Source organism: Granulosicoccus antarcticus IMCC3135, assembly GCF_002215215.1.
GTDB lineage: Bacteria > Pseudomonadota > Gammaproteobacteria > Granulosicoccales > Granulosicoccaceae > Granulosicoccus > Granulosicoccus antarcticus.
The window spans coordinates 7145582-7171226 of the sequence record NZ_CP018632.1; the positions used below are offsets into that span (position 1 = coordinate 7145582).

At 51.6% G+C, this 25645-nt stretch carries 23 protein-coding genes and 1 pseudogene; 7 read left to right on the forward strand and 17 right to left on the reverse strand.

Translation table 11 applies throughout. The annotated features are described in order from the left end of the window. The first annotated feature begins 27 nt into the window (after window positions 1–27). Window positions 28–930, forward strand: a complete 903-nt coding sequence (locus IMCC3135_RS31015; RefSeq protein ID WP_088921117.1) for a LysR family transcriptional regulator — start codon at window positions 28–30, stop codon at window positions 928–930. A 57-nt stretch (window positions 931–987) separates the two neighbouring features. Here the strand turns inward: IMCC3135_RS31015 and IMCC3135_RS31020 are convergent, their stop codons facing one another. From IMCC3135_RS31020 to IMCC3135_RS31060, 9 genes are all read right to left on the reverse strand, one after another. Continuing rightward, the gene (locus IMCC3135_RS31020) at window positions 988–1587 is read right to left on the reverse strand and encodes a LysE/ArgO family amino acid transporter (protein ID WP_088921118.1); all 600 of its coding nucleotides are present in this window, start codon (window positions 1585–1587) and stop codon (window positions 988–990) included. A 124-nt stretch (window positions 1588–1711) separates the two neighbouring features. Further along, the gene (locus IMCC3135_RS31025; protein ID WP_157736445.1) at window positions 1712–2539 is read right to left on the reverse strand and encodes a hypothetical protein; all 828 of its coding nucleotides are present in this window, start codon (window positions 2537–2539) and stop codon (window positions 1712–1714) included. After that, window positions 2490–3164 (reverse strand): IS630 family transposase, encoded by a 675-nt coding sequence (locus IMCC3135_RS31030; protein ID WP_088916798.1) that lies wholly within the window; start codon window positions 3162–3164, stop codon window positions 2490–2492. Before IMCC3135_RS31030 ends, IMCC3135_RS31025 begins: the two co-directional genes overlap by 50 nt. Further along, on the reverse strand, window positions 3145–3597 hold the full coding sequence (locus IMCC3135_RS31035; RefSeq protein ID WP_157736446.1) for a helix-turn-helix domain-containing protein: 453 nt from the start codon (window positions 3595–3597) through the stop codon (window positions 3145–3147). Before IMCC3135_RS31035 ends, IMCC3135_RS31030 begins: the two co-directional genes overlap by 20 nt. A gap of 92 nt (window positions 3598–3689) precedes the next feature. Beyond that, window positions 3690–4199: a hypothetical protein gene (locus IMCC3135_RS31040; RefSeq protein ID WP_088917073.1), complete on the reverse strand. Its 510-nt coding sequence runs from the start codon at window positions 4197–4199 to the stop codon at window positions 3690–3692. Further along, window positions 4196–4987 (reverse strand): IS21-like element helper ATPase IstB, encoded by a 792-nt coding sequence (gene istB, locus IMCC3135_RS31045; protein ID WP_088917074.1) that lies wholly within the window; start codon window positions 4985–4987, stop codon window positions 4196–4198. Before istB ends, IMCC3135_RS31040 begins: the two co-directional genes overlap by 4 nt. After that, complete coding sequence (gene istA / locus IMCC3135_RS31050) at window positions 4968–6509, reverse strand: IS21 family transposase (protein ID WP_088917075.1); 1542 nt, start codon at window positions 6507–6509, stop codon at window positions 4968–4970. Before istA ends, istB begins: the two co-directional genes overlap by 20 nt. A gap of 911 nt (window positions 6510–7420) precedes the next feature. Then, window positions 7421–7909 carry an EF-hand domain-containing protein gene (locus IMCC3135_RS31055; protein ID WP_157736447.1) on the reverse strand — a complete coding sequence of 163 codons (489 nt, stop codon included), beginning with the start codon at window positions 7907–7909 and terminating at the stop codon, window positions 7421–7423. Between the two features lie 632 nt (window positions 7910–8541). Beyond that, entirely contained in the window at window positions 8542–9486 is a 945-nt protein-coding gene (locus IMCC3135_RS31060) for an L-lactate dehydrogenase (RefSeq protein WP_088921122.1), read from the reverse strand. Window positions 9487–10252: 766 nt separating this feature from the next. Between IMCC3135_RS31060 and IMCC3135_RS31070 the strand changes: the two genes are divergently transcribed. From IMCC3135_RS31070 to IMCC3135_RS31080, 3 genes are all read left to right on the forward strand, one after another. Further along, a complete protein-coding gene (locus IMCC3135_RS31070; RefSeq protein ID WP_157736448.1) occupies window positions 10253–10729 on the forward strand; it encodes a hypothetical protein in 477 nt (158 codons plus the stop codon). Between the two features lie 216 nt (window positions 10730–10945). Further along, on the forward strand, window positions 10946–11392 hold the full coding sequence (locus IMCC3135_RS31075) for a phage holin family protein (RefSeq protein ID WP_088921125.1): 447 nt from the start codon (window positions 10946–10948) through the stop codon (window positions 11390–11392). Next, window positions 11389–12291 (forward strand): DUF3618 domain-containing protein, encoded by a 903-nt coding sequence (locus IMCC3135_RS31080; RefSeq protein ID WP_088921126.1) that lies wholly within the window; start codon window positions 11389–11391, stop codon window positions 12289–12291. Before IMCC3135_RS31075 ends, IMCC3135_RS31080 begins: the two co-directional genes overlap by 4 nt. Window positions 12292–12529: 238 nt before the next feature. On the opposite strand, the gene IMCC3135_RS31085 is transcribed toward IMCC3135_RS31080, so the two are convergent. The 4 genes and pseudogenes from IMCC3135_RS31085 to ltrA form a co-directional block, all read right to left on the reverse strand. Beyond that, window positions 12530–12874 carry a RidA family protein gene (locus tag IMCC3135_RS31085; RefSeq protein ID WP_088922181.1) on the reverse strand — a complete coding sequence of 115 codons (345 nt, stop codon included), beginning with the start codon at window positions 12872–12874 and terminating at the stop codon, window positions 12530–12532. 125 nt (window positions 12875–12999) lie between these two features. Continuing rightward, complete coding sequence (locus IMCC3135_RS35135; protein ID WP_335589303.1) at window positions 13000–13782, reverse strand: RNA-guided endonuclease InsQ/TnpB family protein; 783 nt, start codon at window positions 13780–13782, stop codon at window positions 13000–13002. Between the two features lie 53 nt (window positions 13783–13835). Beyond that, window positions 13836–14264, reverse strand: a pseudogene (locus IMCC3135_RS35140) (RNA-guided endonuclease InsQ/TnpB family protein); the annotation flags it as partial. A 231-nt stretch (window positions 14265–14495) separates the two neighbouring features. Then, on the reverse strand, window positions 14496–15866 hold the full coding sequence (ltrA, locus tag IMCC3135_RS31095; protein ID WP_088921127.1) for a group II intron reverse transcriptase/maturase: 1371 nt from the start codon (window positions 15864–15866) through the stop codon (window positions 14496–14498). A gap of 592 nt (window positions 15867–16458) precedes the next feature. Between ltrA and IMCC3135_RS31105 the strand changes: the two genes are divergently transcribed. After that, window positions 16459–17550: a nucleoside hydrolase gene (locus IMCC3135_RS31105; RefSeq protein WP_088921128.1), complete on the forward strand. Its 1092-nt coding sequence runs from the start codon at window positions 16459–16461 to the stop codon at window positions 17548–17550. 116 nt (window positions 17551–17666) lie between these two features. Here the strand turns inward: IMCC3135_RS31105 and IMCC3135_RS31110 are convergent, their stop codons facing one another. Next, window positions 17667–18923 (reverse strand): D-amino acid dehydrogenase, encoded by a 1257-nt coding sequence (locus IMCC3135_RS31110; protein WP_088921129.1) that lies wholly within the window; start codon window positions 18921–18923, stop codon window positions 17667–17669. A gap of 7 nt (window positions 18924–18930) precedes the next feature. After that, on the reverse strand, window positions 18931–19029 hold the full coding sequence (locus IMCC3135_RS35680) for a hypothetical protein (protein ID WP_169727595.1): 99 nt from the start codon (window positions 19027–19029) through the stop codon (window positions 18931–18933). Window positions 19030–19165: 136 nt separating this feature from the next. Here IMCC3135_RS35680 and IMCC3135_RS35685 point away from each other — a divergent pair, with 136 nt between their 5' ends. Next, on the forward strand, window positions 19166–19312 hold the full coding sequence (locus tag IMCC3135_RS35685; protein ID WP_205737797.1) for a selenium-binding protein SBP56-related protein: 147 nt from the start codon (window positions 19166–19168) through the stop codon (window positions 19310–19312). 479 nt (window positions 19313–19791) lie between these two features. Further along, window positions 19792–21546 (forward strand): fibronectin type III domain-containing protein, encoded by a 1755-nt coding sequence (locus tag IMCC3135_RS31120; protein ID WP_157736449.1) that lies wholly within the window; start codon window positions 19792–19794, stop codon window positions 21544–21546. A 195-nt stretch (window positions 21547–21741) separates the two neighbouring features. Here the strand turns inward: IMCC3135_RS31120 and IMCC3135_RS34850 are convergent, their stop codons facing one another. Both IMCC3135_RS34850 and IMCC3135_RS31130 read right to left on the reverse strand, forming a co-directional pair. Further along, on the reverse strand, window positions 21742–24516 hold the full coding sequence (locus IMCC3135_RS34850; protein ID WP_157736450.1) for a methyl-accepting chemotaxis protein: 2775 nt from the start codon (window positions 24514–24516) through the stop codon (window positions 21742–21744). A 132-nt stretch (window positions 24517–24648) separates the two neighbouring features. After that, on the reverse strand, window positions 24649–25593 hold the full coding sequence (locus tag IMCC3135_RS31130; protein WP_205737798.1) for a tripartite tricarboxylate transporter substrate binding protein: 945 nt from the start codon (window positions 25591–25593) through the stop codon (window positions 24649–24651). Window positions 25594–25645: the final 52 nt, after the last annotated feature.

The window sequence follows — 25645 nt, forward strand, 5'->3', positions numbered from 1 at the left end:
TTATGTTGTCATTAAGCAAAGAAAAACATGGTCAGACTCACGTTGAAGCAATGCGAATACTTTGCCGCTGTGGCGCAGCAGGGCGGTATTGCCCAAGCCGCACGCGTACTCAACATTTCCCAGCCAGCAGTCTCACAAGCCATTGAAAAGCTGGAAGACATCTGCGGCTTGCAGCTGTTGTTGCGCCACCACGCCAGAGGCACAGAGCTGACACCACAGGGCCGCGCTTTCCTGGGCTCGGCGCTGAAGCTGATTGAGTCTGCCCAGCAAACCGAGTTGCATGCAAAGGCCATTTCATCACATCTTGCCGGCACCATTCGATTCGGTTGTTTTCACACGCTGGCGCCCTACTATCTTGCCAGTCTGATCGGCGAACATCGGCGCATACGAGCCGATATCCACATCGTTCCCTCTGAGTTGCTACAGGATGAGCTTATCTTGCAGATCTACAACGGCGAGCTGGACCTGGCACTCACCTACGACATGTCTTTGCCCACAGAAGGGTTACGGGCAGAGCCTTTGCATCAGCTGACACCGTTTGTCTTACTCGACAAGAAACATCCGCTGGCAAAACGCAAAAAACTGGCTCTGCATGAATTGGCCGAGGATCCCTATGTGATGTTCGAAGGCCCGTCCAGTCGACATTATTTCGAGCAGATTCTAAGCTCACAAGGTATTCATCCTGATATCGCTTTTGTTGCCAATTCGATGGAATCTGTACGCAGTGCGGTTGCCAATGGTTTCGGGTATTCATTGGCGGTAATGCCCACCACTCAAGCCGACACCCACGGTGGCGGCAAGGTCGTCAGCATTGCACTGAGTGATGATATAGCGGCCTTGCCTGTGGTGTTGATCAGCAAACACAGCTCGGGGGAATCAACATTGATTGAAAACTTCATCGACTTCTGCAAAACCAGATTGAGGCATTGACATGACAATGACAGCACTTTACCTGAAGCCTTATTGAACTCAAACGAGTCTCACTCGTTAGCGCAGGAGACTTGCTGCAATCAACAACATCACCACGCCAATCACCACGTCCAGAATACGCCAGGCCATCGGACGAGCAAACAGCGGTTGTAGCAAGCGCGCACCATACCCGAGTGAAAAGAAGAACAGGAACGAGGCGCACACCGCTCCGATGGCAAAAGCACTCGGGAAGGCCTCGTACTTCACCGAGGCGGCTCCCAGCAATACCAGAGTATCCAGGTAGACGTGAGGGTTTAGCCAGGTCAGCGCCAGACAGGTCAGCAGTGCAACCTTCCAGGATGGGGCCGCCCGCTCGGCAGCCTCCAGCGTGCCGCCGCCGCGCCAGGCAGAAACAAACGCCAGCAGCGCATAACCCAAGAGAAAGGCGGCACCCCCATAGCGGGCGACAGGAGCGATCCAGGGAGAGTGCTCAACCAGCTCACCAAAACCGAAAACGCCTGCAGTAATCAGCAAGGCATCGCTGAACGCGCAGGTCAGACAGATGAGCGCGACATGCTCGCCACGCAGCCCCTGACGTAATACAAAGGCGTTTTGAGAGCCGATGGCAATGATGAGACTAGCCCCCAGAAAGAAGCCAGCGGTAAGGGCTGCAAGCATGAGCAAAGGTTATCCAGAAAATGTAGAAAGTGATTCTTACCCATCTATTCACATTAGCCAAACGATATCTTCTTCACCTGATAGCGGCTCGTAGCATCCCGTTGTCTGGCTATAGCACTCGATTTTAATACTTGACCCCCAAGCCCAGCGTCCAGAAATGCTCATCTTCGAGCTTGGCAGAACTGTCACCATTGACATATTTCACTTGCAAGGCAAGATGTCCGGTGCCGTCCAGCGCAAGTGACAATGATGCTTCGACACTCTTTCGACTGCGCGATTCAGGCCGGAGACTGAATAGATGCTGGGCCGACAGGGCGGCACGTAGTTGTTGAAAATTTCGCAGCCAGAATTCTATTTCCAAACGCGGGCCAATGCGGAAAAATCGCGACTGTTCTTCGTCATCATTCTCCTGTCGTAATACGCGCCCGTATTCCGAGAAAAGATTTGGCAGCCAGTTGAATTGAAACGCCTTGGCTGGAATGGTCTTGCCGATACCCAGATGGGTCGCAGAGGGTTGTAGCTGAAACTCGGCGGAAACAATGGCAGTCTCGAACTGTGTATCCGTGATGTAGGCAGGATTGAAGCGAAAGTTCAGACTTTCCACCGACTCGAGCTTGGGCAATGGGTAAAGGCGATCAACTGCAGCACGCAAAATCAGGGTATCAGTGCCTTTGGCGGTTGATTCGGTGTAGTGAGTGCGGTTAAGTGCCACGCTGGGTATGAAGATGACGTTAGGCTCGGTGTCAAATTTCACCGGACGCATGAGCACACCCTTGACAGTAGACCAGGATTTACCGTCATTGAAATCACGAGAAAAAGACAGGGATGCGGCACTCGCTGCGCTCAATGGCTTTGCATCGGCAAACAGACTGAGCGACTCCAGGTTGCCACGTACTAGTAGGTTAACTGCATGATACTTTCGGGTAAAGCCTTTTGAGTTTGATACGAGCATCGTCGGTTGTAAAGCGCCAGTCGGCAGGCTTGGCGTTCTCGTTGCGATGGGTCTGCCATGCGGCTATCTCCTTGGTCAGCGTAGGCACGTCGGCAATGCGTCGATCCAAACATTGCCTGGCCAGAACGCTGAACTCACATTCAGCCATATTCAACCAACTGCCATGCTTGGGTGTAAAGACAAACTCAAGCTTCTGCATAAGCGCATGTGCCACGGCGGGTTCGAACGTTCTGTATAGGGAGGCTCCGCTATGAGTGCTCAGGTTGTCCATAACCAGCGTGATCTTTTTCGCGTGGGGGTATTGATTCTCCACCAGGTCACGGACGCCTTCGGCCCATTCGCCCGACGCATGATTGTCGGCAATACGCACCGTGCGTCGACTCTCCAATGGCGTATAGAACACCATCAGGTGGGCAACTCCATTGCGCTCGTACTCTCCGTCGTAGCGCTCACTTTGGCCAGGCGATGCCGGGATCGGTTTTTGTACCTCACGCGTGCATTGTTTGGTTGTCTCGTCCATACAAACCACAGGATACTCTGCATCAAAAGGTCTTTTATACACATCCAGTACAGCCTCCATCTGGCAGACAAACCCCGCGTCCTCTTTAGGCGCTATGCACCACATGCGTTTCTGCCAAGGTTTTATGATGTTTTTTTAAAACTTGACGCACCGTTTCATAAGCCACGCTTTCGACAATTTCCAGCTCAATCAGACGCTCGCTCAACAGCTTCAACGTCCAACGCACCTGGCCTTCTGGCGCATCACTGCAAGCCAGGCTTACTAGCCTGGCCTCCGCATCGCCATCCAATCTTGCCGTTCGCTCTCGACTGCGTCTCTTACGCTGCAGCGCCAGTTCCAATCCTTCTTCCACACATCGCTGGCGTGTCTTTGCGATGCAACGGGTGGTCAGTTCCATTCGCTCAGCAACCTCGGCATCGGTCATCGAAGGACCATGCTCTCCTTGATCAACCAGTAACAAAATCTGTGCATGTCGTCGCTTCTGCGCCGCTATGCGTCCCGTTTTACAGATCTGCTCCAGATGTCTTTGCTGGATCAAAAGCGCGGCTATTTGCCGGAGAGTTTTTCAATAAATGAGACTGCCTGACACTGGACCCCGCAGGATCCAGATGCTAGAAAAGCATGTCTTTGTTAGAAGTCCTCGTCGTCCCAGTTGGGCATTGACGATCGGGACAGGCCACGCTTCCACGGGGGGTGAAGTTCTTGATGTCTTTGTTCGCCCATGCGCCTTATCGGATCCTTGTAGAGTTCTTCGCAGGCGTGCAATAGCGCACGGAGCAAATTATGCATTTCACCGATATCCTCGTCACTCAGTGAGGACAGAGCGTCGATTGATGGCAGTGCGTCCCATAGTTTGGTTTTGTCGTTCATCACACCCGGCTCTTGTGAGGTTCTACCGGACTGGTTACATGAGGTCGATTCCTGTTTATCATCCCCTGCCATTCGGTCTATTTCATCGTCAAAACAAAGATGCCGCTGGCGTGGATCACATTGCTCATCAAGCTCCGGCGTGCGGCACTCTATGATGTCCTCGCTGTAGAGCTCCCAAACCGTATCGCGCAAACGGTCAAGATAATCAACAATGGCGGCAGCTTCCTCTGGCGTCCAGTAGAAGGCCACATCAACACAACGTGAGTTCATGAGTCTTTGCCTTTTGGTTTGGGCGTTCTTGTCACTTTGGCTCGGGTCCCTTTCTTTGAAGCTGCTCTTTTTTTGGCCTCATGGACTCGATACGATTCACCCTTGATCACCAGTATTTCTGAATGATGCACCAGTCGATCAACAATGGAGACCACACTGCCGTTGTTGGGGAACATGGATGCCCATTCGCTAAACGGTTTGTTGGTAGTAACAATGATCGGCTTCTTCTCGTAGCGACGGTTGACGATCTCAAATAGAAGATCCGCATGTCGATCGCCATAGGACAGATAGCCCAACTCATCAATGACCAGCAATGAGGGGTGAGCGTAATATCTGAGCCGGCGTCGCAACGCGTTATCACCATCCTGTGATGCCAGATCTCCAAGCATTTCGGCAGCATTGACATACAACGCGGTATGACCTTGCATCACCGCTTCATGCGTGATGTTTTGAGCCACAGTGGATTTGCCCAAGCCATTTGAACCGATCAGTATGATATTGCTTGTCTCGTGAATAAACTCCAGATTCATCAGCTCCGAGATGGCGCCTTTGTCGCATTGTTCAGGCCATTGCCAGTCGAAGTCTGCCAGTGGCTTGAAGCGCCCAATGTGAGCGCTGCTTAGACGTCGTTCAAGGCCGCGCTGTGTTCGTTCTACCTCTTCCCACTGCAGCAAAGAGGGGATCCAGGCAATCTGATCCTTTGAGAGTTCATCCCAATGTGCTAGAAGGCCATGAAGTTTCAAGGCCAGGGCGCGTTGTTGTAATTCACTATTTAATGGAGTCGTCATCTGTCTCTCCCGGCACGCTATTGTCGTTGTCGTTGTCGTTGTCGTTGTCGCTCAACTGGTCATAGCAATCCAATGAGCCCGGGCGCACGACAATGTGATTAGCGCGTGCGTTAGCTGGCAAGGGTACGATCAGTGGTGGTGGACGGTTGTGCTCATCACGCCGTCGTTCAAGCACAATGCGCACAGCATTGGGATGTGGAACCTGTTGTCTCAATGCCTCTGCAATGGCGTGTTCAAGCTCCTGTGCCCCGTAGCTGTCCAGCAGGTTCAGTAGCTGGGCAACCACCTGGCTAGGCCGGTAGCCACGCTTGGCGCCTTGTGTCAGTAGTGCAGTACTGCTCGGTGCAGACTGCGAAAGCCGATCCTGGCCGCGGTGTGCACGCCCCCGACGCTTGTAGTTAACGAGTGCCTGCAGATGCGCAGGATCTTCAATCTGTTCGCCTTTACCATAACTGCGAACATGGCTGGCAATCACCTTGGCACCATCAGTGATTCGCACCGTGCCCATCGAGGCAAGTACTGTCAGCACGCGACGCACATGAGTGTGTGGCAAGCTATAATCGTTGAGATCGTAGCGTGCGTACGGTGTTTTTCCGATGGACACACTGACCCGATCATCGGCTGGATACGGATTGTCCGGTAATGCAATCAGGTGCTCCTTCTCCTTTTCAAACGCTTCACCGACCGTGATTGATGTATCCGCCTGGCAAGGGCGTTGGGTACTGTGCTCAGTGCACCATTGGTCGGCCTGTCTATTCAGATCATCCAGATCACGGAAGTCACGGGCCGCAAAGAAATTCTCGCGTATAAAACGAACTCCTCTTTCAACTCGGCCCTTCTCATTCCCCCTGTACGGTGCGCAGGGGCGCGGTTCGAAACGATAGTGTGCCGAGAGTTTTAGCAGTTCGGGATTGAATGTGATCGCATCACCGTGGCGTTGAATGACAGCCGATTTCAGGTTGTCGTACAATACAACTCGAGCAACGCCGAGATGCTCGAAGGCAGCAACATGTCCCCGCAGAAAACTCTCCATGCGTGCGTTAAGATAGAAGCGTACGAAGATCATGCGGCTCCAGGAAAGCACCATCACAAAGGCCATCAACGGACGCTTGGCCCGGCCGATTTGCAGATGACCGAATGAGCCCCAGTCACATTGCATTTGTTCTCCTGGAAAAGTCTTGAGACGCTGGAAGGCCTCCGGATTTTTCCGGGGACGCAGCTCCGCCACGCGAGCACGAAAGTGACTGGAACACCCGTTATACCCGCGATTACATGCCATCACATATAGGCGAGTAGCGGTCAGATCGGGGAACTTGTCCAGCGTGGCTACGATGAAGTCGTTGTAGGGATCGCGTATCGATCGTGACTCGGTTCGCTCAGATTGTGGCACACCAACCTGGCTCAGTACACGTTCAACCACGCTGTGATGAATATGCAGCTGGCGGGCGATGGTATTGACACCCCAGTGCTCGACAAAGTGAAGCCGTAGAATCTGGCTATGCAACTCAGCATGAATCGTCATGGTGGTGTCCCTTTGTAATTCCGATGTCGAGAGTGATGTCGTGTTGTTCGCAGGAAATCGATTCTCATAGCCTCATTGCAGGCACGTTGACACCCGTTGCAGTAAACAAAACGAGACTGTGTTGGCCTGGATATCAGTGGAGCACTGCCGGACTCCTCGACGGAACCCCGGTGCGTTACTATGGGTGAATCGCAGGGTGTTGCACTCGGTTCTGAGTCAGGTGGCTTTAGCGTGAGCGGGGGTTGTTTGCTCGACTCGAGATCCGATTCAAGCATTGCTTTACGCAACCGGTTACGACGTTGACGGGCGGCAGTGCTACGCCTGCCTTTAGGACTGCGTCGGTAGCGTTTTGCGTTTCGTTTGCAGCGTTCTTTATTTGCAGCCTGGGCGCATCCATCGAAGCAGTAGATATTGCCTCGATCACAGTGGCGGCAGATAATGACCGGTTGGTGGCAACGAGCGCAGTGGTAGCGCCGTGCAGTGTCCAGGTCGTCCATCGGCAATCCCTGCCGGGTAGCTCTGGATTGAAACCTAATGAAGTGCGATACTTCACTTGGCTGTGTGAAAACACGGTTGGGGATGCGGCGTCAGATCGGACCGTCAAATCAGGACTGGCGTCGCGTCTTTCTACACGGCCATTCCTTCCTATCAGTTGATTGAGTCTGTGTCACGCGAATCAGAGGATCGGTAACAAACTAACCTGGAACCCTGAACAGAAGTGATGAGCAGGGTTGTTTTATAATGCACTAGCTCCCCGGCAACTATGCGCGGGTATTGAGCGTCGTATACACCAGAGCATGGCGCTCTTCTTCGGACAACTTAACCACATGACGCTTAGGCATTCTCAATCACTTCAACAGGTTGCAAAGTACTATTATGAAGTTAGACTATAACTGGAATTTATCAAGCGGTTACACCACTAGTATGCCCCGGCGTTCCAGCCAGCTCGCCGGAGGCTCCTGGGTTTCCTCTCTCAGCCCTTCCTGCTCTGCGAAAGCATACAGATCCAGCCCACCAGGCGCATCAATCTCGTAGCTGTCAACTCGCTCATTGGTACTTTGCAGAAGCTTTGCCAGTGCCTCGATCTCTTCGGGTGATATTTCATCATTGCCGTCACGATCCAGCACGCTCATCGGTATGCGAAGCTGACGTAGAAGGAATTCGCGATATTCGGCCGGGCTGATCAGACCGTCACGATCGGTATCGTAGTAGCGAAGATTGACTGCCGCGTGGGTCAGAGTCATCGACCACGGGTTCGCCATCAATACAAGCAGCCATAGCAAGCTACTGCACAGGCTAACCTGGATCTGAGTGGTGACCGACTTCCCGGGAGGCATCAGCGTCTGTTGTGTCAGTTGAAAAGGCTTATCGAGTTGGCTATCAGGCAACTCAGCGATCAATTGTACAACTCCAGTACAGATCAAAAACTCTACACTCCGCTTGGCTCAACTTATGTTGCAATTGAGGAAGTCTTATGAATACCGATATCAGCTTGTAAAATATACATTTATCCGATTTTCCGCATGTCTTTACACGACATTACGCTCCAGAATAGTGCTGGGCGCACGCAGGAGATGCTCGAACCTGCAAACCATGCCTGTACTTTCAAGACATGGCTTCTTGTCGGCAACAAGAGCCCGGCATGCTTCATTATTCAAGGCCATGCACTATTTTCACATCTACTCCTGGAAGCACATACTTGGCACCTCACTAGCAGTAACATCACAATCTCTAAGTGTATTTATGCTCTCTGGAAGAGCACTTTTCAGACACATGCCAGCCATTGCTGATCATCTGGCCTGAGTTTAACGTCCTTCTTTCACATGTAAACGAGCTCAAATTGAGTATTCTAATAACTCGAAAGTGTGGTGACTTTCGTTATTCCTCCTCCAAGTGGTATTGAGGCATGGAGCCCACAGAGGCCAAGGACGGCCACCTTTTTTCTTCACAAGCAACAAAATTGAAGACAAAAGGGATGCAGGCGCCGTTGAGCCACTGCTAGTTCAATAAACCCAATCTTGCGTATTCTACGCTATACACCGCCTACCTCCCCCAACGCATCAGTCGTCTCCTTCAGCATTCTTGCCGAGGCACCCAACGCCTGCATCTCAGTCTCTGTCATCGCAGGCATCAGTGTGTCCTCGATCCCTCCCGCGCCAATGATTCGTGGCAGTGACAGACACACATCCTGAACGCCCGCAACATCGTCAGTCATGGAAGACACTGTCAAGACTTCGTGCTGGTTGAGCGCAATCACGCGCACGATCCGGGCTAACCCTGCTCCGATTCCAAACCAGGTTGCGCCCTTCCCGGCGATGATCACCTGTGCAGCCTGTCTGACACTCGCTTCAACCTGTGCACGCAACACATCAGTCAGAGGGCAACCGCGCTGCCGTGCGAAGCTCTCCAGTTGCATCGCACCACATTCCGCTGAAGACCAGATCAATACTTCACTATCGCCGTGCTCACCCAGCACGTGAGCGTGCACGGATTGCGGCGAGACACCCAGATGCCTACTCAGATTCTTGCGAAACCTTGCTGTATCGAGAATGGTACCGGTACCGATCACTCTGGCTGGATCAAGCCCCGAGAGCCTCGTTGTAACCGCCGTCATGATATCGACCGGGTTGGTCGCCACCAGTAGAATGGCATCGGGGGCAACAGCCAGCACCTTCGCGATAACATCAGCAAAGATGTCGGCATTTCGGCCTAGCAGCTGTAAGCGTGATTCACCCGATTTCTGAGCGACGCCTGCAGCTATAACGACAATGGACGCACCGTCAAGATCAGCATAATCGCCCGCCTGAACCGATACCGCTCCTATGAAGGGCAACGCATCGGCGATATCAGCCGCTTGTGCCGAGGCAAGCTCAGGATTGTGGTCAATCAACACCAGCGAGGACACCACACCAGTACAGGCGATAGCATAAGCCGCTGCACTACCAACCATTCCAGTCCCGATGATACCCAGTTTCATAAATCACTCCAATGCAGTCAACGATATCAAGTAGTGGCTTTTCCACAGAGCAGGTCTCTTGGAAGAGAGATCCGACACCACTACAGCTATAGATAGTACGTCGGTCTTTGAGCGCATGGGGAGAAGTAAACTTTCAGTTCAATACTTCATTGGTGTGCATGGCTCTCTCTCACACCAACTCAGAATACGAAAAACTGAAGAAAGGCGGCTTCGGTCAGGACAGCGCTCCGCGAGAGATGCCCTCGGGCCAAGGACTTGGTCGAAGTGGATTTGACAAGCAATTGTTCTCCATAACAGAGCGCTCAATGCCAGCCTCGAACAGAGCCCTTCAGGAGTATCCGAGCGCCCGGCTCAAGCAATATCAGTCGCTACCAGAAGCTGCTCCAAACCACCGCCATATTGAAAATATGATCTGTTACAAAATTGTCAGATGTTGACTGCTTCATCTGAACAAATCAGGCTAGCAACAGACACTTCAAATGCCACTGTGTAAACGTAGAATTTTTCTATCATGGTTTTTTAACCCTAAATACTCGTGTTTAATATGAACCACGTCGACGGCATGACCTACTTCGACTTGATTGAATCGATGTAATTACTATTTTCTGAAGTTTTTACAAAACACCAGCTGTTGTATTAATGGTCTTTGATTTAACAAGCAAAGCCACGATGGTATCGAAAACCTGACAACTGTTCCGAGCAGGTACATTGATCGATGAACAAGCAGCTCATCTTTCACGCCGCTGAACTATTTAGAGGAAATGACATGAGCACAGTAGACAAACAGGGCATGAACTCCAAGGACAATGCCTCAGAAACAATCAACGAGGTGAAAGATGAGGTTTCTCAAGTGTCAGAAGCCGGCACCGAGGCTGCAAAGAAAGTGGCAGATACTCACTTCGAGCAAGGACGAGAAGCAACAACAGAACAGCTGGATAACGCCAGTGACGCGATGAGCGACGTTGCACAGAAGCTTCAGGATAATGACAGCCCCTTCGCAAGCTATGCCTCGGAGCTTTCCGACCAGCTTTCATCATTTTCCAACAAGCTATCGACCAGCTCCATTGACGATCTGGTTGGCGGAGCCCGTTCGCTTGCTCGTGACAATCCCGCAGCGTTCATGCTCGGCAGTATGGCTATCGGCCTTGCCGCATCACGTTTTTTCAAGGCAACGGGTGAACAGGTCTCTCATCAGGCAAACGAATCAAACACCCCTTCAGACCCTCACTACAAAGTGATATAGCAGTGAACAACGAAGTTGGTACGATTCTGCTGCAATGCGCAACACTGGACAATCGGTCGATACACAACGCGCAGACAACACAAACATCGATCACGCGAATTCGGTGACTCCACCGACCGGTAATTCCACTATTGGCCAGACAAATACCAATAGCCCGGACCAGCACGACAAAATCCCCGGGCACGCTGGTCGAGTAACTCGAGAGGAGGCGTAAGCATGAGCATCCAAACCCCTGACAGAAATGTCGGTTCAGCGCCCGGCGTGACGAGCGATAACGAAGACTTGCACAACGTCGGCTCCCTGCTATCGCAGCTAGGTCATGATGTCGGAAGCCTGGTCAGCACTGAAGTCAGCTTGGCAAAGGCTGAGATCAGCGAGTCATTGGATGATGTAAAAAAAGGCGCCATTAGCCTGGTGAGTGCAGCCGTAGTCTTGTTTGCAGGACTTATCATTCTGCTCAATGGCTTGGCACGCACCTTGGCAGCAGTTGCCGACATGCAAGCCTGGGTCAGCTTCCTTATCGTAGGCGGACTAGTCAGCATCATTGGCGGTGTGTTACTGGCCAATGGTAAATCCAAACTATCTACCGACAATCTTTCCATCAAACGGACCGAAGCATCTCTTCGCAAAGATCAACAAGTTGCCAAGGAGCAATTGCCATGAATAACTCAGAACATAATTCTCAATCGCAGCATTCCGATGACGTGGACTCTCTTGCGCACGATGCCGACAGACGCCGTGACCGGATTGAAAAGACGTTGGACCTTCTGGGAGGCAAACTCTCTCCCGAGCACTTGAAGGACCAGGCGTTTGATTTGTTCAGAGAACACGGCAGCGAACTGGCATCAGGATTACAGCGCTCTGCGAAAAACAATCCGGTGCCGCTACTGCTGACAGGGGTAGGCATCGCGTGGATGATGATGAGTCAACGTAATGAGCGAGAGCACAGTGAGCACTACAGACAGTATCCCGAGTTCAAGCAACCGCCAATGGATACCCGATACATTCCTGATAGCAAAGCGTTTTCAGACAGGAACCATTCCGCCGACTCCTCAGGTGATAGCTTGTCGGAAAAGTTCACAGAAGCCAGAGACGCTGTGACAGACACTGCCAGCAGTAGCTGGGACTCGGTGAGTGAAACTGCTCAAGATGCCCGCGACGCAACGGGTGAACGGCTGCATTCCATGCGTGAACAATCGGCAGCAATGTCCAATCGACTTCAGCAACAATATCGATCCTCAGCTCAAGGGCTTAGTCGGACAACCGATGACTGGGCTAACGATGCCTCACGATTCATGCGAGAGCAGCCGCTGGTCGCCGGAGCTCTGGGGATAGCCTTGGGAGCACTACTGGGTGGACTGATGCCCACCAGTGACAAAGAACGTCAACTTGCCCGTCAGGCAGTAAATAGTGATGCGGGCAAGGCGGCTGTTGATCGCTCATCAGATATACTGAAAACAGCCAAGGACGAAGCCAGTGAACATATTGCAAAAGCGGGTGAAGTTGTCCGAGAGAAAGTAGAGGAAGTCAAGCAGAGCACAACGTCTACCACTGAGGCATGAAGTACTGATCCTGACCGGGCAGAGAGTAAAGTAACTGTCTGAGAAATCAGGCTTGCTCGAGTTTATCGAGCAGGCCTGACTAATAATTCGGACCTGAATGGTGAGCAGATCCGGTTCGATATCAGAGCATCGATGCGGTGAATGTCACTGGCAAACCGGTAACAAGCAACAGCCTCTATTCTTGATTCATCAAGACGATCTGAACTTCTGATATACACACGCGCCATTTAGACGCATGTCAGTCGTACGCAGCCGTTACAATTATTTCTACCTTGAGGATCTCCCGAGCAAGCTTGACCTCGCCGCAGGCTCTGGCAGGGGCATGGCCGCTGGGCACCCAGGCATTCCAGATTTCATTGAATTCTGCGAAATACGCCATGTCCGACAGCCAGACAGTGGCTCGCAACATTTGCTCGCGCGACGACCCCGCCTCTTTGAGCAAAGCATCCACACGCCCGAGACAATCGTTAGCCTGCTCCGCGATCGTATCTCCGCTTCCTACCTGACCGGTCAGATACACAATACCATTGTGCTTGACGATTTTGCTACTGCGCTCATCGGTCTTCTGTCGCTCAATAGACATGATTTTATTCCTCGATTCCGTTTTTCCAATCGCCGAGTTTAACGCAGATGGCCTTCTTCTCACCAGCATTGAGCCGACATTGACGTCCTCCCCTCCCTGAAGAAGAAAGGGGATTCCTACGGCGTTCAAGCACATGCCTGAATCGCTTCAGTGGGTTCCTGCTTCACTGGGGCTGCCTTAACTGCATGTTCGTGCAATTCAGGCCTGACGTCCCCTCCACAGGCCATCACGGCGTGTCCCGCCGCTACGATATTCTTTGCCGCATTGACATCGGCGTTCTCTGCATGCCCACAAGAGACACAGCAGAAGCTCTCTTGAATTTTGCGGTTCTCTTGCGCTATATGGCCACAGCCTGAGCATTGCTGACTGGTGTACTGAGCCGGCACCACGATCAAATCACCACCCGCCCACTTGAGTTTGTAGCCCAACTGTCGACGGAATTCACCCCAACCTTGATCGAGAATTGCTCGATTGAGACCCGATTTGGCCTTGACGTTTTTTCCTGGAGCTTGTCGGGTGCCGGAAGCCGAACGAGACATATTGCTGACCTTCAGGTCTTCGATACACACCACCGCGTGATTTTGTGCGGGGCCGCCCAGGCAAATGAGGTGTGATTTCTGATGTAGGTAGTCGGCTCGGACATTGGCGATTCGAATATACAGGCGGGCAATTTTTGCTTTCTGTTTTTTCCAATTACGGGAATACTTGCACCGACGAGCCAGCGATCGCTGTGCGTGTGCCAATTGTCGTTGAAGTTGTGTAAAGCTGTTCTTTGGCAAATGAATGACACCGTCGCTTTGTGCTGCAAAAACGGTGATGCCCAAGTCGAGACCAATCGCTGTTGTGGATGGGTGTAGAGGAGTCTCAACCTGTTGTGCAGTCTGGACAGAAAAGAACCGCGTACGCAGTACTTACCCCCTCGCTCACTGACGGTGATATTACGTAGCGTGCCGATGACATTACGGCTGTTTCGGTAGCGCATCCAGCCTAACTTGGGTAGAAAAATACGATTGTTGGCCTGATCAAGCTTGAACTGTTTGGGTTCCGGAAAGCGAAAGCTATTCCCGCGGCCTTTCTTTTTGTACGAGGGGAAAGCAGCGCGTTTGGAAAAGAAGTTCTGATAGGCCCGATCAAGATCTTTCAGCGATTGCTGCAACGTTTGAGCGGGTGCTAGTTGAAGCCACAGTGTGGCTTGATCTTTACGCCAGGTTGTCAGGCTCTTGCACATCTGGACATAGCTGATGTACTTCAGTTCGGCCTTATGGTTCTCTTGCTGAAGTGCCAATGCCTTGTTGTAGACAAACCGGGAACAGCCTGCAAACTGCCACAGCTGGCGGGTTTGTTCACCATTGGGGCGTAGCTCGAACTTGAAGGCTTGTAGACGTTCCATGGACTGAATAATACACTGGACCGATAGAGAGTATGCCACAGATACCCATTAAATACTGTATTTATAAACAGCTATTAGAGGATGTATTATTACTATCGAATCAGGAAAATCTTCGAGCTAGACGAAAAAGAGGCTCCGCCTCTAGCGATCGGGATAGGGGCCGACCGAAGACGGGCCCCTCCCACACCACCCGGCATGCGGGTCCGCACCGGGCGGTTCGAGAAGTTGAGGTCATGAGAGACGAGGTACATCTAAGCCATCGTAGTATTTGACTGATAGAATAAAGTGCAATCCCGAAAGGCTGTTGTGCCAACAACGTTTGCTAGAACAAGCGATGAGCTTAGCCAACTCCTGCGAGGCACCGAGACGACGTAAAGCGTCAAACGTCGTACGGCCACGTCGCCAGTGCTTGAGCTGGATGGCCCGCAATCGGCGTCGTATCCAGCCGTCCAAATCACGGAAGATTTTCGGAGTACGTGCCAGATGAAAGTAGGCCTTCCAACCGGGAATGAAACTTCGAAGTTCTACCGCGACCTGAACAAGGCTGCGACCACCGACGCGACGTGTGATTTGCCGGATGCGCTGCTTGAACTTGACGATTGCCGAAGGTGATACCGCAATTTTAACCGTGTTCCCACTCCACCGCCGTAAGCAGTAGCCCAGAAGCTTACGACCAAACACGGGCCCGACTGCAGTCTTTGCCTCGTTCACCCGAAGGTGCAGTTTTGCATACAGCTTCCGAAGAGAGCGCAGTACCCGTTCCCCCGCCCGTTGACTACGAACATACACATTGCAGTCATCGGCGTATCGGGCAAACTTGTGTCCGCGCCTCTCCAGAGCCTGATCCACTTCGTCCAACAGCACATTAGCCAGTAACGGTGAAAGAGGGGAGCCTTGTACGGTTCCCTCCAAGCGTTCCACCAATACGCCGTTGATCATGACGCCAGCTCGAAGAAATCGTCGAATCAACCGAAGAACGGCCTTATCGTCGATTCGCTTACTCAGCCGGTCCATGAGAACGTCGTGATTGACCCTGTCGAAAAATTTCTCAAGATCCAAATCAACCACCACCTGATAGCCTTGTTGCACACACTGCTGTGCATGGAGCACAGCGTCATGAGCACTTCGACCCGGGCGAAAGCCGTAGCTGAATTCCGAAAACGTCGGGTCAAGCAGGGGTTGCAGTACTTGCAACAGTGCCTGCTGGATCAGGCGATCAATGACGGTGGGTATCCCCAATTCCCTGGAGCCTCCACCCGGTTTCGGAATTTCCACGCGTCGCACGGCCGATGGCCGATAACTACCGCGCAGCAATTCATCCCGGATCACTGGCCACTGGGTTTGAAGATATTCAATCGTTTGAGTGATTGAAAGACCGTCTACGCCCGCACTACCTTTATTGGCTTTGACGCGTTTCCACGCCTCCACCATGTTCTCTCGCGAGAGCGCCTGCTCAAGCAGATTCTCCCGCCCCAAGCTTTCGGTTCGTTGAGGCACCGACACCGCTTCACCGCGTGCAGGAAACTTTCGGGCTTCACCCGTTCGTCTCTCACTGCGCCTCGATCTCCCGAGTTTCTGGTGCTTTGCTTTGTCGAGCGTCATCGTCTTCTAGCTCTCCTTCTCGTTTAGCCCTTCATCGCATGATGACGACTACTATGGCCTCTGCTGACTTCTCACTCCGACCAGACGATCGTCGCCCTTTCAGGCACAAGGTGAGATCTCCCCGGGTAAGACTGCAATCCTTCCCCACACAACCGCCGAATCTACATTATCTCCCTTTGACCACAAGAGCTTCGCGATGATAGGCCCGCTCGCCCTGGTTGATAACGCCTCAATATTCGGTTCTTGTTCATCGGCTCGTGGTTTCGCTAGACACTTCCTCCCCACGCTTGGTCGCCCTTGCGCAGTTGTGCTTCACTTCGGTCGCTATGGTCAGCTTCCGGGAGGACTTTCACCTCCAAGATTGCACCCATGCCGGGCGCACCTATCCATCCCCGCCCTGAAGGACGAGGCTTTCCGCGCGTTGGGGTAAAAGCGAAGGCTATTCACGCATGGGATTGCGTCGCTGATACCCTGTATGTTTGCGCGAAGCAACCTATGTCCTGAAATTGTTCGTTCACTTGTGTCGGTGTTAGCATTGCTTGCATCGTCCCGGTCGGACTGTTTCCGCCCGGAACCAACAGGGAATAAAATCATGAACAAAAAGATTCTAGCCATGGGCATTGTGGCAACCGCACTATCCTGGGGCACCGCCCAGGCCGCCGGTGAGAAGGTCATCATGGACACCGACTTCAGCACGATAGGCGATGACGGCCAAGTGCTGATCATGGCGTCTCAATTGCACGCCGAAGGCGCGATTGACCTGCTCGGCGTCACGGTTGTTACCGGCAATAACTGGATGGAACAGGAACTGGCGGAAGCCTTACGCGCTGTCGAACGGCTCGGTGTGCAGGATGAGATCGGTGTCTGGGCAGGCTCTATCTATCCGCTAGTACACGATGCCAAAGGCTTCCAGAGCGAACAAGCGCTGTTTGGCTTCGGCGAAAGCTGGCAGACCGCCTTGCACCGTCCCCGTCCAACTGCGGACAATCTTGTGGCACCCGCAGACGGATTTGCCAAGAGCACTGAACCACAGCCCGGCCACGCCGTCGACTTCATTATCGACACCGTGAAGGCCAACCCGGGGGAAGTAACATTACTGGTCATCGGGCCGGTCACCAACATTGCCATGGCAGTGCGCAAGGCACCTGAGATTGTGCCGATGATCAAGCGTATTGTTTACATGGGCGGAGCGGTGGATGTACGCGGCAACACGACACCTGCGGCGGAAATGAACATCTGGATTGACCCCGAGGCTGCTCGCATCGTCATGCGCGAGCCGATCGAACAAGCGCTGATCCCACTTGACGTTACCAACATCACCCCTTTCACCAAGGCCGAATATGACCGTATTGTGGCAACAGACGGCCCCGTACAGGACTTGTTCCGCGCAAGCTGGATGGGCGGCATGTTCGAAAGCGATCCCGATGCCACCACTAGCGTCTATGACACTCTGGCGCTAGGCTACCTGGTGGACCCGAGTTTCGCCACCCTGACAGAGGAACTGGCAGTCGATGTCGACACCAATTTCGGACCCGGTTATGGTCGCACCCTAGCCTACTGGCAGGATCAACCAACCAATCAACTACAGACAATGACCGTTATCAAGGAATTCGATACTGCACGCTTCTTTGATTTCTACATTGATCTGATGACGCGACCAGTGCCGGTGGTCATGCAGGACTAGAGCTGTCCAACGACAAGCTGAGAGTCAAGTCTTCAAGATACCAATGGTGTGCGAATTGCGCTTAGGAATCGCACACTCATTGTTGGCTCAATGCTCAAGCATTGTCGCTATCACGCTCAGCTAAGCGCCACATCAAAAGGACGATCTGCGATCAGATCAGCCATCATTTTTCCCGTACCACAGGCCTGTGTCCACCCGCTGGACCCATGGCCTATGTTGAGATACAAATTTTCGTATCGGCTACGGCTGACCTGGCTCGGGCCATCCGCTGTCATGGGACGAAACCCGTGCCACCATTGCACATCATCATAGTCCGCAGCATCCGGAAAAAGCGCTTTAACCCGTTCATTGATGCCCCGCAGCACAGCTTCGGGCATAGAGGAGTTGAAACCTGCCAATTCTGCAACACCCGCCGCACGAATACGATTACCCAGACGCGTTATCATCACTTTTGAATGTTCATCCATGACCGAGGAGCGCGGCGCTGCAGCTTCGTTCTTGATCTCAGTGGTCATGGAATAACCTTTGACAGGATAGACCGGCACATTCAGTCCAAGCGCGTGCAAAAGCTCCATTTGCGGTCCTGTGGCCAGAACAATGGCATCTGCCTCTATTTCCCTTTTGGTCGCCTCGCCTTCCCCGCCCTGCCCATGCGTGACTTCGATGGTAGAGACGCGACCACCATCGGTCTGTAAGCCGGTCACGCGCGCTCCAAAACTAAAACTCACACCCACGCCACGACACAACTTTTCCAGCTCACGACAAAACAAGTGACAGTCACCGGTTTCATCATCGATCAGCTGAAGACCTCCCATAATTGGAACCTGGGATCCTGCCAAGCCCACCTCCACTTCACAGGCCTCAGCAGCAGACAACAACCGGTGCGGAATCCCGAGCGAGGATAGAACCTGTGCATTGCGACGCCCACCTTCGACTTCATCCTTTGTTTGAAAAAGTTGCAGGACACCGCCGGTTCCGTGATCATACTGGATGCCAGTCTCTTCTCGCAGAAGCTTGAGTTGCGCTTTAGAGTAATGTGCGACCTTCTGCATCCGCGTTTTGTTCACGGTATAGCGCTCAGCAGTACAATTCATGACGAAGCGCATGAGCCATGTCCATTGAGCAAGAGAAAAAGCCGGCCTGATTTTCAATGGAGCAGCAGGGCTGAACATCCATTTCAATGCTTTAAAAGGCATACCAGGGGCCGCCCACGGCCCCGCAAAGCCAGGGCACACGCCACCTGCGTTGCCAAAAGAGGTCTCTAATGCAACTCCGTCACGTGCCTCAAGCACACTCACTTCGTGACCATCCTTTGCCAGGTACCACGCCGTGGTTATTCCAACGACCCCTGCCCCAATGACAACAATACGCATATAACTCTCAATATATTCCCGGGTAGCTACCACCGTCTACCAACAGATTTTGTGTCGTCACAAAACCTGTATGATCAGAACACAGAAACGAAATATAAGCTCCAATTTCTTCCGATCAAGCATACTCGCCCGCAAGGTTTTTGCTCTGTTCCAACTCAGCCTGCAGTTGAATTGGCATAAGGGATCGTGAAACAATTAACTATCAGTTCTGGCACATGCTGTTCACGCCCTGATTCCGTATCTTGGACATTGATTTGAGTCTTGATGATCGATTTCCATACGTTGCATGCTGGGGCACCGGTGAGATGCTTCAGTACGATGTCCCAGACCCGATGAATCCCGTACTCGCTTCATTCAACTTGGGACGATCAGTTCTATCCGGACGATGAAGGTGGACAGATGGTGATAGAGCCAAGTTCCAATCGAGAACCTGGTTCAATCTCGATATCGTCTGGGCGCTAAGATTCTGGTTGGGGCCCTTGGTATTTACGGCGCAACTATTCCACATTGACTCGATGTGGCGAACCCGGATCAACTGACAACGTATATCGCTCAGCACCCAAAAACCAGCAGTCACTTGATGCACCGGCTACTTGCTTGTTCAGGTAATTTTACTGCTTACTGTTATTTCAAGGCTACAGTCATACCTTTCAACGAAGGATTGCTGTAATCATATCTTTGGCTATTGCTCGGAGGCGGATGATCCAGATCAATGTTGATATCTGGTATTACCGCATAATCAAAAGTATCGACAAGATGTTCTATCCAGTTCACTCGACTCTGTGAACTCGATTGCCAGCGATGAGCGCACCACAGAATTTACCTCGTTTCAGATTAAGATTTCAGAATGGCTTGCAAGGAGAAGATCATGTCATTGAAAATGTATTCACAAACCGCAATTACGTTGCTATTTCTATCATCCACAGCCCTGAGCCTGCCAGTCAGTGCACAGTCGGCAACCCAGACACAAACCATTTCACCGCCAGACGGTGTTACCGCGCAACGTTATTCAACGACAGCCGCCGAAATTTCCTGGGCTCGACCGGCAACGTTTGGATTGCGCTATGAAGTTAGCCGCGATGGGACACTATTGACAAATACAGACGGCGTCAGCTATTACGACCAGACGCTTGCTGCCCTCAGCTCCCCCACCTATGCAATCGTTGCCATCGACAGGCAAGGAAACCGATCTTCACCCTCATCCATCACGGTACCCATACGCAACGTACCCAGTGAAACACTTGCTCCACCTGCAAGTGTCACTGCAAAGCGTTATTCAGATACCGCCGCAGAGCTATTCTGGTTGCGATCAGCAACGTTCGGTATACGCTATGAAGTCAGCCGCGATGGCACCCTCCTGAACAACATCAGCGGCATCAGTTATTACGACAGCTCACTTGGTGCGAATAGCTCACCGACTTACGACATTGTTGCGATAGATCCGCAGGGACATCGTTCCCTGGCCTCCTCCATAACGGTTCCTGCAAACAATCCATCCACTGTCACGCTTGCAGCGCCCTCGGATGTCATCGCACAACGGTACTCCAGTACGTCGGCAGAGATCTTCTGGGCACGCCCGGCAACTTTCGGCCTAAGTTATGAGATCAACCGCAATGGCACTCTTCTGGGCAACACCAATGGTGTCAGCTATTATGACGACGCACTTGATAGTGGCGAATCGGCAACCTACTCCATTATTGCGATTGACAGACAAGGACAGCGTTCCCCAGCTTCGTCCATTGAAGTTCCAGCCAATGGCACTTCAAATCCAAACCCTGTCGATCCTCTGATTACATTGGACAGCTACGAGGTAATACTGAAAGAACTGATTACGCTGATCAACGCTACACCACTGTATGACGTTTTGAGTAACCAGCCTGACATCAGCGATGCCGGCATCACATTCATATCGATCGGCGCTGAGCCTGAAGAGGATGAAGTGTACGGACTTGGCTTCGTATCCGACTATTCCTGCGATGCCGGGGGCAGTATCGAAGCCTTCAACTTCCCCGAACCTGGTAGTCAAAAATATGCTTTCACGGATTGCGCGCTGGAAGCAGGCAGGTTGAATGGTGTCTTGAAGGAGTTCGCATCTGGCTCGGACAGCTCCGGAAACACCGCGACCAGTTTTTCTGTAGACACAGACGAGCAAACAAAAACTTTATCAGGCACTAACGGCATCCAATATTACCGTGGCGTTGCAGGTATCAAGCGCTATTGGGTAGAAACCAGTTTCAAGGTGCAGGCCAGTGAGAGCACTGTCACACTGAACTCATACGAGCTGGATGCCAGCTCCGCATACGATCCGGGTGACTCGGTCAATAATAGCTATTTAATCGTCTCTTTTGATGTAACGGCACCCTGGACAAAAGACCAGAACGTTCATGTGGACGTCACTCTAGAGGCGAGTCTTGAGCCTGACACCGCATTTACCTGGCAGACAGGCGAGGTAGTGGCTCAGGCTGACGATGGCAGCCAGTTGACACTGACACCTGCTGACGCTGTGCAACGCACATTCAATTTAACCATCTCTGGAGACGACAACTTGATGAGTCGACAATGGTCTGATGGGTTCGAAATTCTCTGCGCTTACAGGAACATAGATCAGTGTGGCAGCTTCTGAAGCCTCTGGAATTTTAGCCCCATCTGACGGGGTTAAACTGGTAGTGAAGTAGCTTTGAGCTCCGTGCAGCAATCAAGCCGTACGGAGTTTTTCGCAGCGAATGTCGGCAACGTGCCAACCAGGTCAATTCTGGAACATATTCAGATGATCCATAGGGTACTGGCCCAGCAGCATGAATAGCCGAACCACAGCTATCTATATATCAGTTAACGTAAATCGCCCAACCAGATGTTCCAGCTTTATTGCCATATCCGCAAGCTCTTTGGCCGCATCTTTGGTCTCGCCGGCACTGGCTGCTGTTTCATTAGCAGCATCGGCAACGCTGCTCAAACCGCTTGATATATCATCACTGCTTACTGACACCCATTGCACTGTCGAGCTGATCTCACCAGTAGCCTTCGTCTGCTCCTCAACAGAAGTGGCGATGGTTTTCTGGATACGGTTAATGCTACTGATAATTTCATTGATTGATGTTATCGACTCAACAGCTTTGCCGCTGTCAGTCTGAATCGTGGAAATCTGCAGGCTTATATCCTCTGTGGCTTTGGCCGTGTCCTTGGCAAGTTCCTTGACTTCGTTGGCTACGACAGCAAAACCTTTACCGGCTTCGCCCGCACGAGCAGCCTCTATCGTTGCATTCAATGCCAACAGATTTGTCTGCTCCGCAATGGATGTAATAACCTTGACTACATTACCAATTGTTTCACTACTTTTTGACAACTGTCTAACAGATTGACTTGCAGTATCAGCAAGCTTCACAGCGTTACCAGCCACATTAGCGGCGTCCGTGGCATTTTTGGCAATTTGACCAATGCTTGTACGCATCTCTTCTGTTGCAGCAGCTACTGTGCTGACATTATTACTCACACCATCAACTTTGCCAGAAGCCTCCAGTAATTGATCAGAGGTATGGTCTGCATTGGTAGCCATCTTTTGACTGATACGCGACAAGTTGGTGGATGCCTCCGACAAGAATAATGAATAACGCCCAATATCCGACATGCTTTCCCGAAGCACACGGAACAACTCATACAAAGCTTCTCCCATATGCCCGATTGCGTCATCACCTTCAACCGGCACATTATGAGTCAGATCTCCTCTTGCTGCTGCATTGACAACCACCAACAACGCATCAACACGGCGCCGCAGGTCGTCCGCTTGTGCACGTTCTCGCTCTGTTGCTGTTTGAGCTTCTTCGCGTGCGCGTTGCTCAATCAAGCGATTGCTGGCCTCCAACTCCAATTGTTTCTTGCGATCCGCCTCTCGTTCAGCAGCCGCATATTCCCGTTGCGCCTGAAGGTCCTGATTCTCAAGCGCATTGGCGCGGAACACCTCGACGATTTCAGCCATTTTTGCCAACTCGTCACTACCTTGCACGGCAATTCTGCTAGATAGATCTCCTTCGGCAAGTTTGCTCATACCCTCCATTATTCTGACCAATCTGGCTATCAGATATCGTGAGACATATAACCAGGCAACCAATACAGTGGATACTAAACTCAAGCCTGCCACAACCAGCAACTGCCATCTCCCGCTATTAATAGCTCTCTCGGCCTGGATCGAACTAGTCGTTACTGATTGATTGCTTGTTTCAACACGCTTGCTAACGAGTGCCAGCAGCTCATCGATCAAGGCGTTGTCCTGTGATTGTAGCTCCAATGCTTGCTGTGAGGCATCCAGGACATTGGATTTCAAGACAAAGATCCCATCGTCATCGTTACCTAAATCAACAAAACCACGCACCTCTTCAGCAATACTGACAACTGTCTCAAATGAGGCCCCGCTATCCAGCACTGTGTCAAGCATTTCACTCGACTGAACATGCTTTGATCGCAAGCTCAACAACGCAGCTTCGTCAGCAAGCTGCGAGGCGACGGAGAGATTTCCTAAAACAAGATTTATGGTTGCCCGCACCTCAAGCAACAGTCGAACTTGCTGAACACCGTTGGCCATCAGTTTAGGTATTGCTTCTCCACTGATCATCTTGAGTTCATCAGCGTTGCTCACAACATCGACATAGGCACGATCAACCACTGGCTCTAGCAGCGTTAGCAAGGTGGATACGGTTTCACGAATCAGCAAAGCGTTATCCAGATCTATTCTCGCCGTCTCACCTTCTGCGAGTGAAGAAAGATACTTACTACGGGAAACAAAAATGCTCCCCTCCCCCTCGCCCAGTGACAGTAAATTTTCAACAGTCTGATCAACCTGGTCACTTTGATGCGATTTATGGAGTGCCTCTAGCGTGATGCCTAATTGATCAGCCTCATCGCCGTACCAAAATTCAGCCATTTCCACGTTATCCACATCATCAGCAATGACTATCTCGCTGAGCATGTTTGCAACAGTAATGACTTTAGTCTGCAACTTGAGTGCATTGAACATGGTGTTGACTGAACGATTCAATACGGTATCGAGCACCGTCATACTGCGCTCCTTCGCATCGTAAGCATTCTGGTCCAGTTCATAGGTCGCGATGCTGATTTTTTCCAGCAAGAGCTCGTCTAGCACACTGTGCTCATCGTAAAGCGTAACAATACGTGCATTCAGCTTCGCATCCTCTTTTAGCCGGCTGACTACGGTGTCATTGAGTGTTGGCAGCTGTGAATACATGCGTTCCAGTAGCATCGATATCTCATTGGAACCCTCTGATTCCCCCTGCGCGGATTCTGCTAGCAGACTATCCGTCTCCATACGGATCCGCTGAAGAGACTCAAGAGACTTTGCGCGAGCGGTTTCGTCCATAGCCATCGCAAACGCAGCAAGTGTGGTTTCCATCCGTCCTGCATTTTCAGCCAGCAGCATAGCCTGAGTCATCGCGGGTACGCTGTACTGAGTGATATTATCCAAGGTGTTGTCAAACGTGGAAAATGCCTTTATTCCAACCATTCCTGCGACAAGCGTAGTCGCTGCAACAAACGCAAAGGCAAGCGATAGCTTAAACTGAATACCCGCTTTTTCTAGGTTCACTTGTAACTGGCCTTCTATCTGGAGTCCATTTATAGGGATTGGCAGGACTGTTTGGCGTCTATGTCAAAAAGGCCTGAGGCCCGATGACAAAATAAACTCTTATTCATCTATAAGTTGAATGCATACCCGACGCTATGGTGCAATTCCAAGCTCTTGCAGTAGGGATGTATAGCGATCCGTCATTTGCGCCATATATGCTGACATATCAGCTTTTTCGATATTTATCAAAGCAAACCCAGCTTCTACCATTTGCCTCCTGAACTCTGGATCATTATTGATTTCCGCGAGACGATCGGACAACTTCTGACTTATTGCATCAGGAGTTGCTTTAGGTACTGCAGCACCTCGATAGGCGCCGCCTACCCAGTCGTAGCCTAACTCCTTGAATGTGGGCGTATCAGGAAATGCTGGATGCCGCTCTTCCATCGCAACAGCCAGCATCCGAACGTCATCACCATAAGTGACAGCGGAAGTTGTATAGCTCCATGCTGCATCCACCTGACCTCCCAGCAACCCAACCATGGCAGCCGAAGACCCTTTGTATCCGGTGTAATTGGTCTTAATGCCTGCCTTTTTATCGAGTGCCAATTGCGCGATGTTATTAGCTGAATATTTTCCGGAGCCCGATACTTTCAAAGCCCCAGGTTTAGCCTTGGCAGCAGCAACAAAGTCAGCGAATGTCTTCAGAGGGCTGTTTTTCTTCACTAAGATTGCATCGGGCGTATAGTGAAAAAAATGTACCGGATTCAAGTCATCTGTTGCATAACCGACTTTACCGAGCAGTGGCTGTGTAATGATATGAGGCAGGTTGATAGTAACAACTGTGTGTCCGTCAGCAGGAAATCGGTTGAGCATGGACCAGCTTTTTGCCCCCCCACCTCCTGGCGCATACTTGAACTTCATAGGCTGACCGGTTAGCGCCTCAAAAAAAGGTGCTTGCATTTGAGCTGTCGTATCCGATTCGCCACCGGGGCTGAACGGGATAACATACGTCACAGGCTTGTCAGGATAAGCAAACGCAGACGCGGCCATTGCAATGGTCAACAAGAACGTCGAGACAGACAGCTTTTTATTCAATGTAGACTTCCTCTTTTAACTTAGCCTCTGAGCCTGGAAATACGACTCAGGA

Coding starts and splice junctions, on each gene's coding strand:
- IMCC3135_RS31110 (WP_088921129.1), bottom strand. CDS start 18,923: ATGCGTATTGTTGTCATTGGGGCAGGGGTCGTTGGAATAACCACGGCG.
- IMCC3135_RS31070 (WP_157736448.1), top strand. CDS start 10,253: ATGAGCACAGTAGACAAACAGGGCATGAACTCCAAGGACAATGCCTCA.
- IMCC3135_RS31085 (WP_088922181.1), bottom strand. CDS start 12,874: ATGTCTATTGAGCGACAGAAGACCGATGAGCGCAGTAGCAAAATCGTC.
- IMCC3135_RS31120 (WP_157736449.1), top strand. CDS start 19,792: ATGTCATTGAAAATGTATTCACAAACCGCAATTACGTTGCTATTTCTA.
- IMCC3135_RS31020 (WP_088921118.1), bottom strand. CDS start 1,587: ATGCTTGCAGCCCTTACCGCTGGCTTCTTTCTGGGGGCTAGTCTCATC.
- IMCC3135_RS31030 (WP_088916798.1), bottom strand. CDS start 3,164: ATGTGGTGCATAGCGCCTAAAGAGGACGCGGGGTTTGTCTGCCAGATG.
- IMCC3135_RS31080 (WP_088921126.1), top strand. CDS start 11,389: ATGAATAACTCAGAACATAATTCTCAATCGCAGCATTCCGATGACGTG.
- istA (WP_088917075.1), bottom strand. CDS start 6,509: ATGACGATTCATGCTGAGTTGCATAGCCAGATTCTACGGCTTCACTTT.
- IMCC3135_RS31075 (WP_088921125.1), top strand. CDS start 10,946: ATGAGCATCCAAACCCCTGACAGAAATGTCGGTTCAGCGCCCGGCGTG.
- IMCC3135_RS31025 (WP_157736445.1), bottom strand. CDS start 2,539: ATGCTCGTATCAAACTCAAAAGGCTTTACCCGAAAGTATCATGCAGTT.
- IMCC3135_RS31105 (WP_088921128.1), top strand. CDS start 16,459: ATGAACAAAAAGATTCTAGCCATGGGCATTGTGGCAACCGCACTATCC.
- IMCC3135_RS31015 (WP_088921117.1), top strand. CDS start 28: ATGGTCAGACTCACGTTGAAGCAATGCGAATACTTTGCCGCTGTGGCG.
- IMCC3135_RS31040 (WP_088917073.1), bottom strand. CDS start 4,199: ATGAACTCACGTTGTGTTGATGTGGCCTTCTACTGGACGCCAGAGGAA.
- istB (WP_088917074.1), bottom strand. CDS start 4,987: ATGACGACTCCATTAAATAGTGAATTACAACAACGCGCCCTGGCCTTG.
- ltrA (WP_088921127.1), bottom strand. CDS start 15,866: ATGACGCTCGACAAAGCAAAGCACCAGAAACTCGGGAGATCGAGGCGC.
- IMCC3135_RS31060 (WP_088921122.1), bottom strand. CDS start 9,486: ATGAAACTGGGTATCATCGGGACTGGAATGGTTGGTAGTGCAGCGGCT.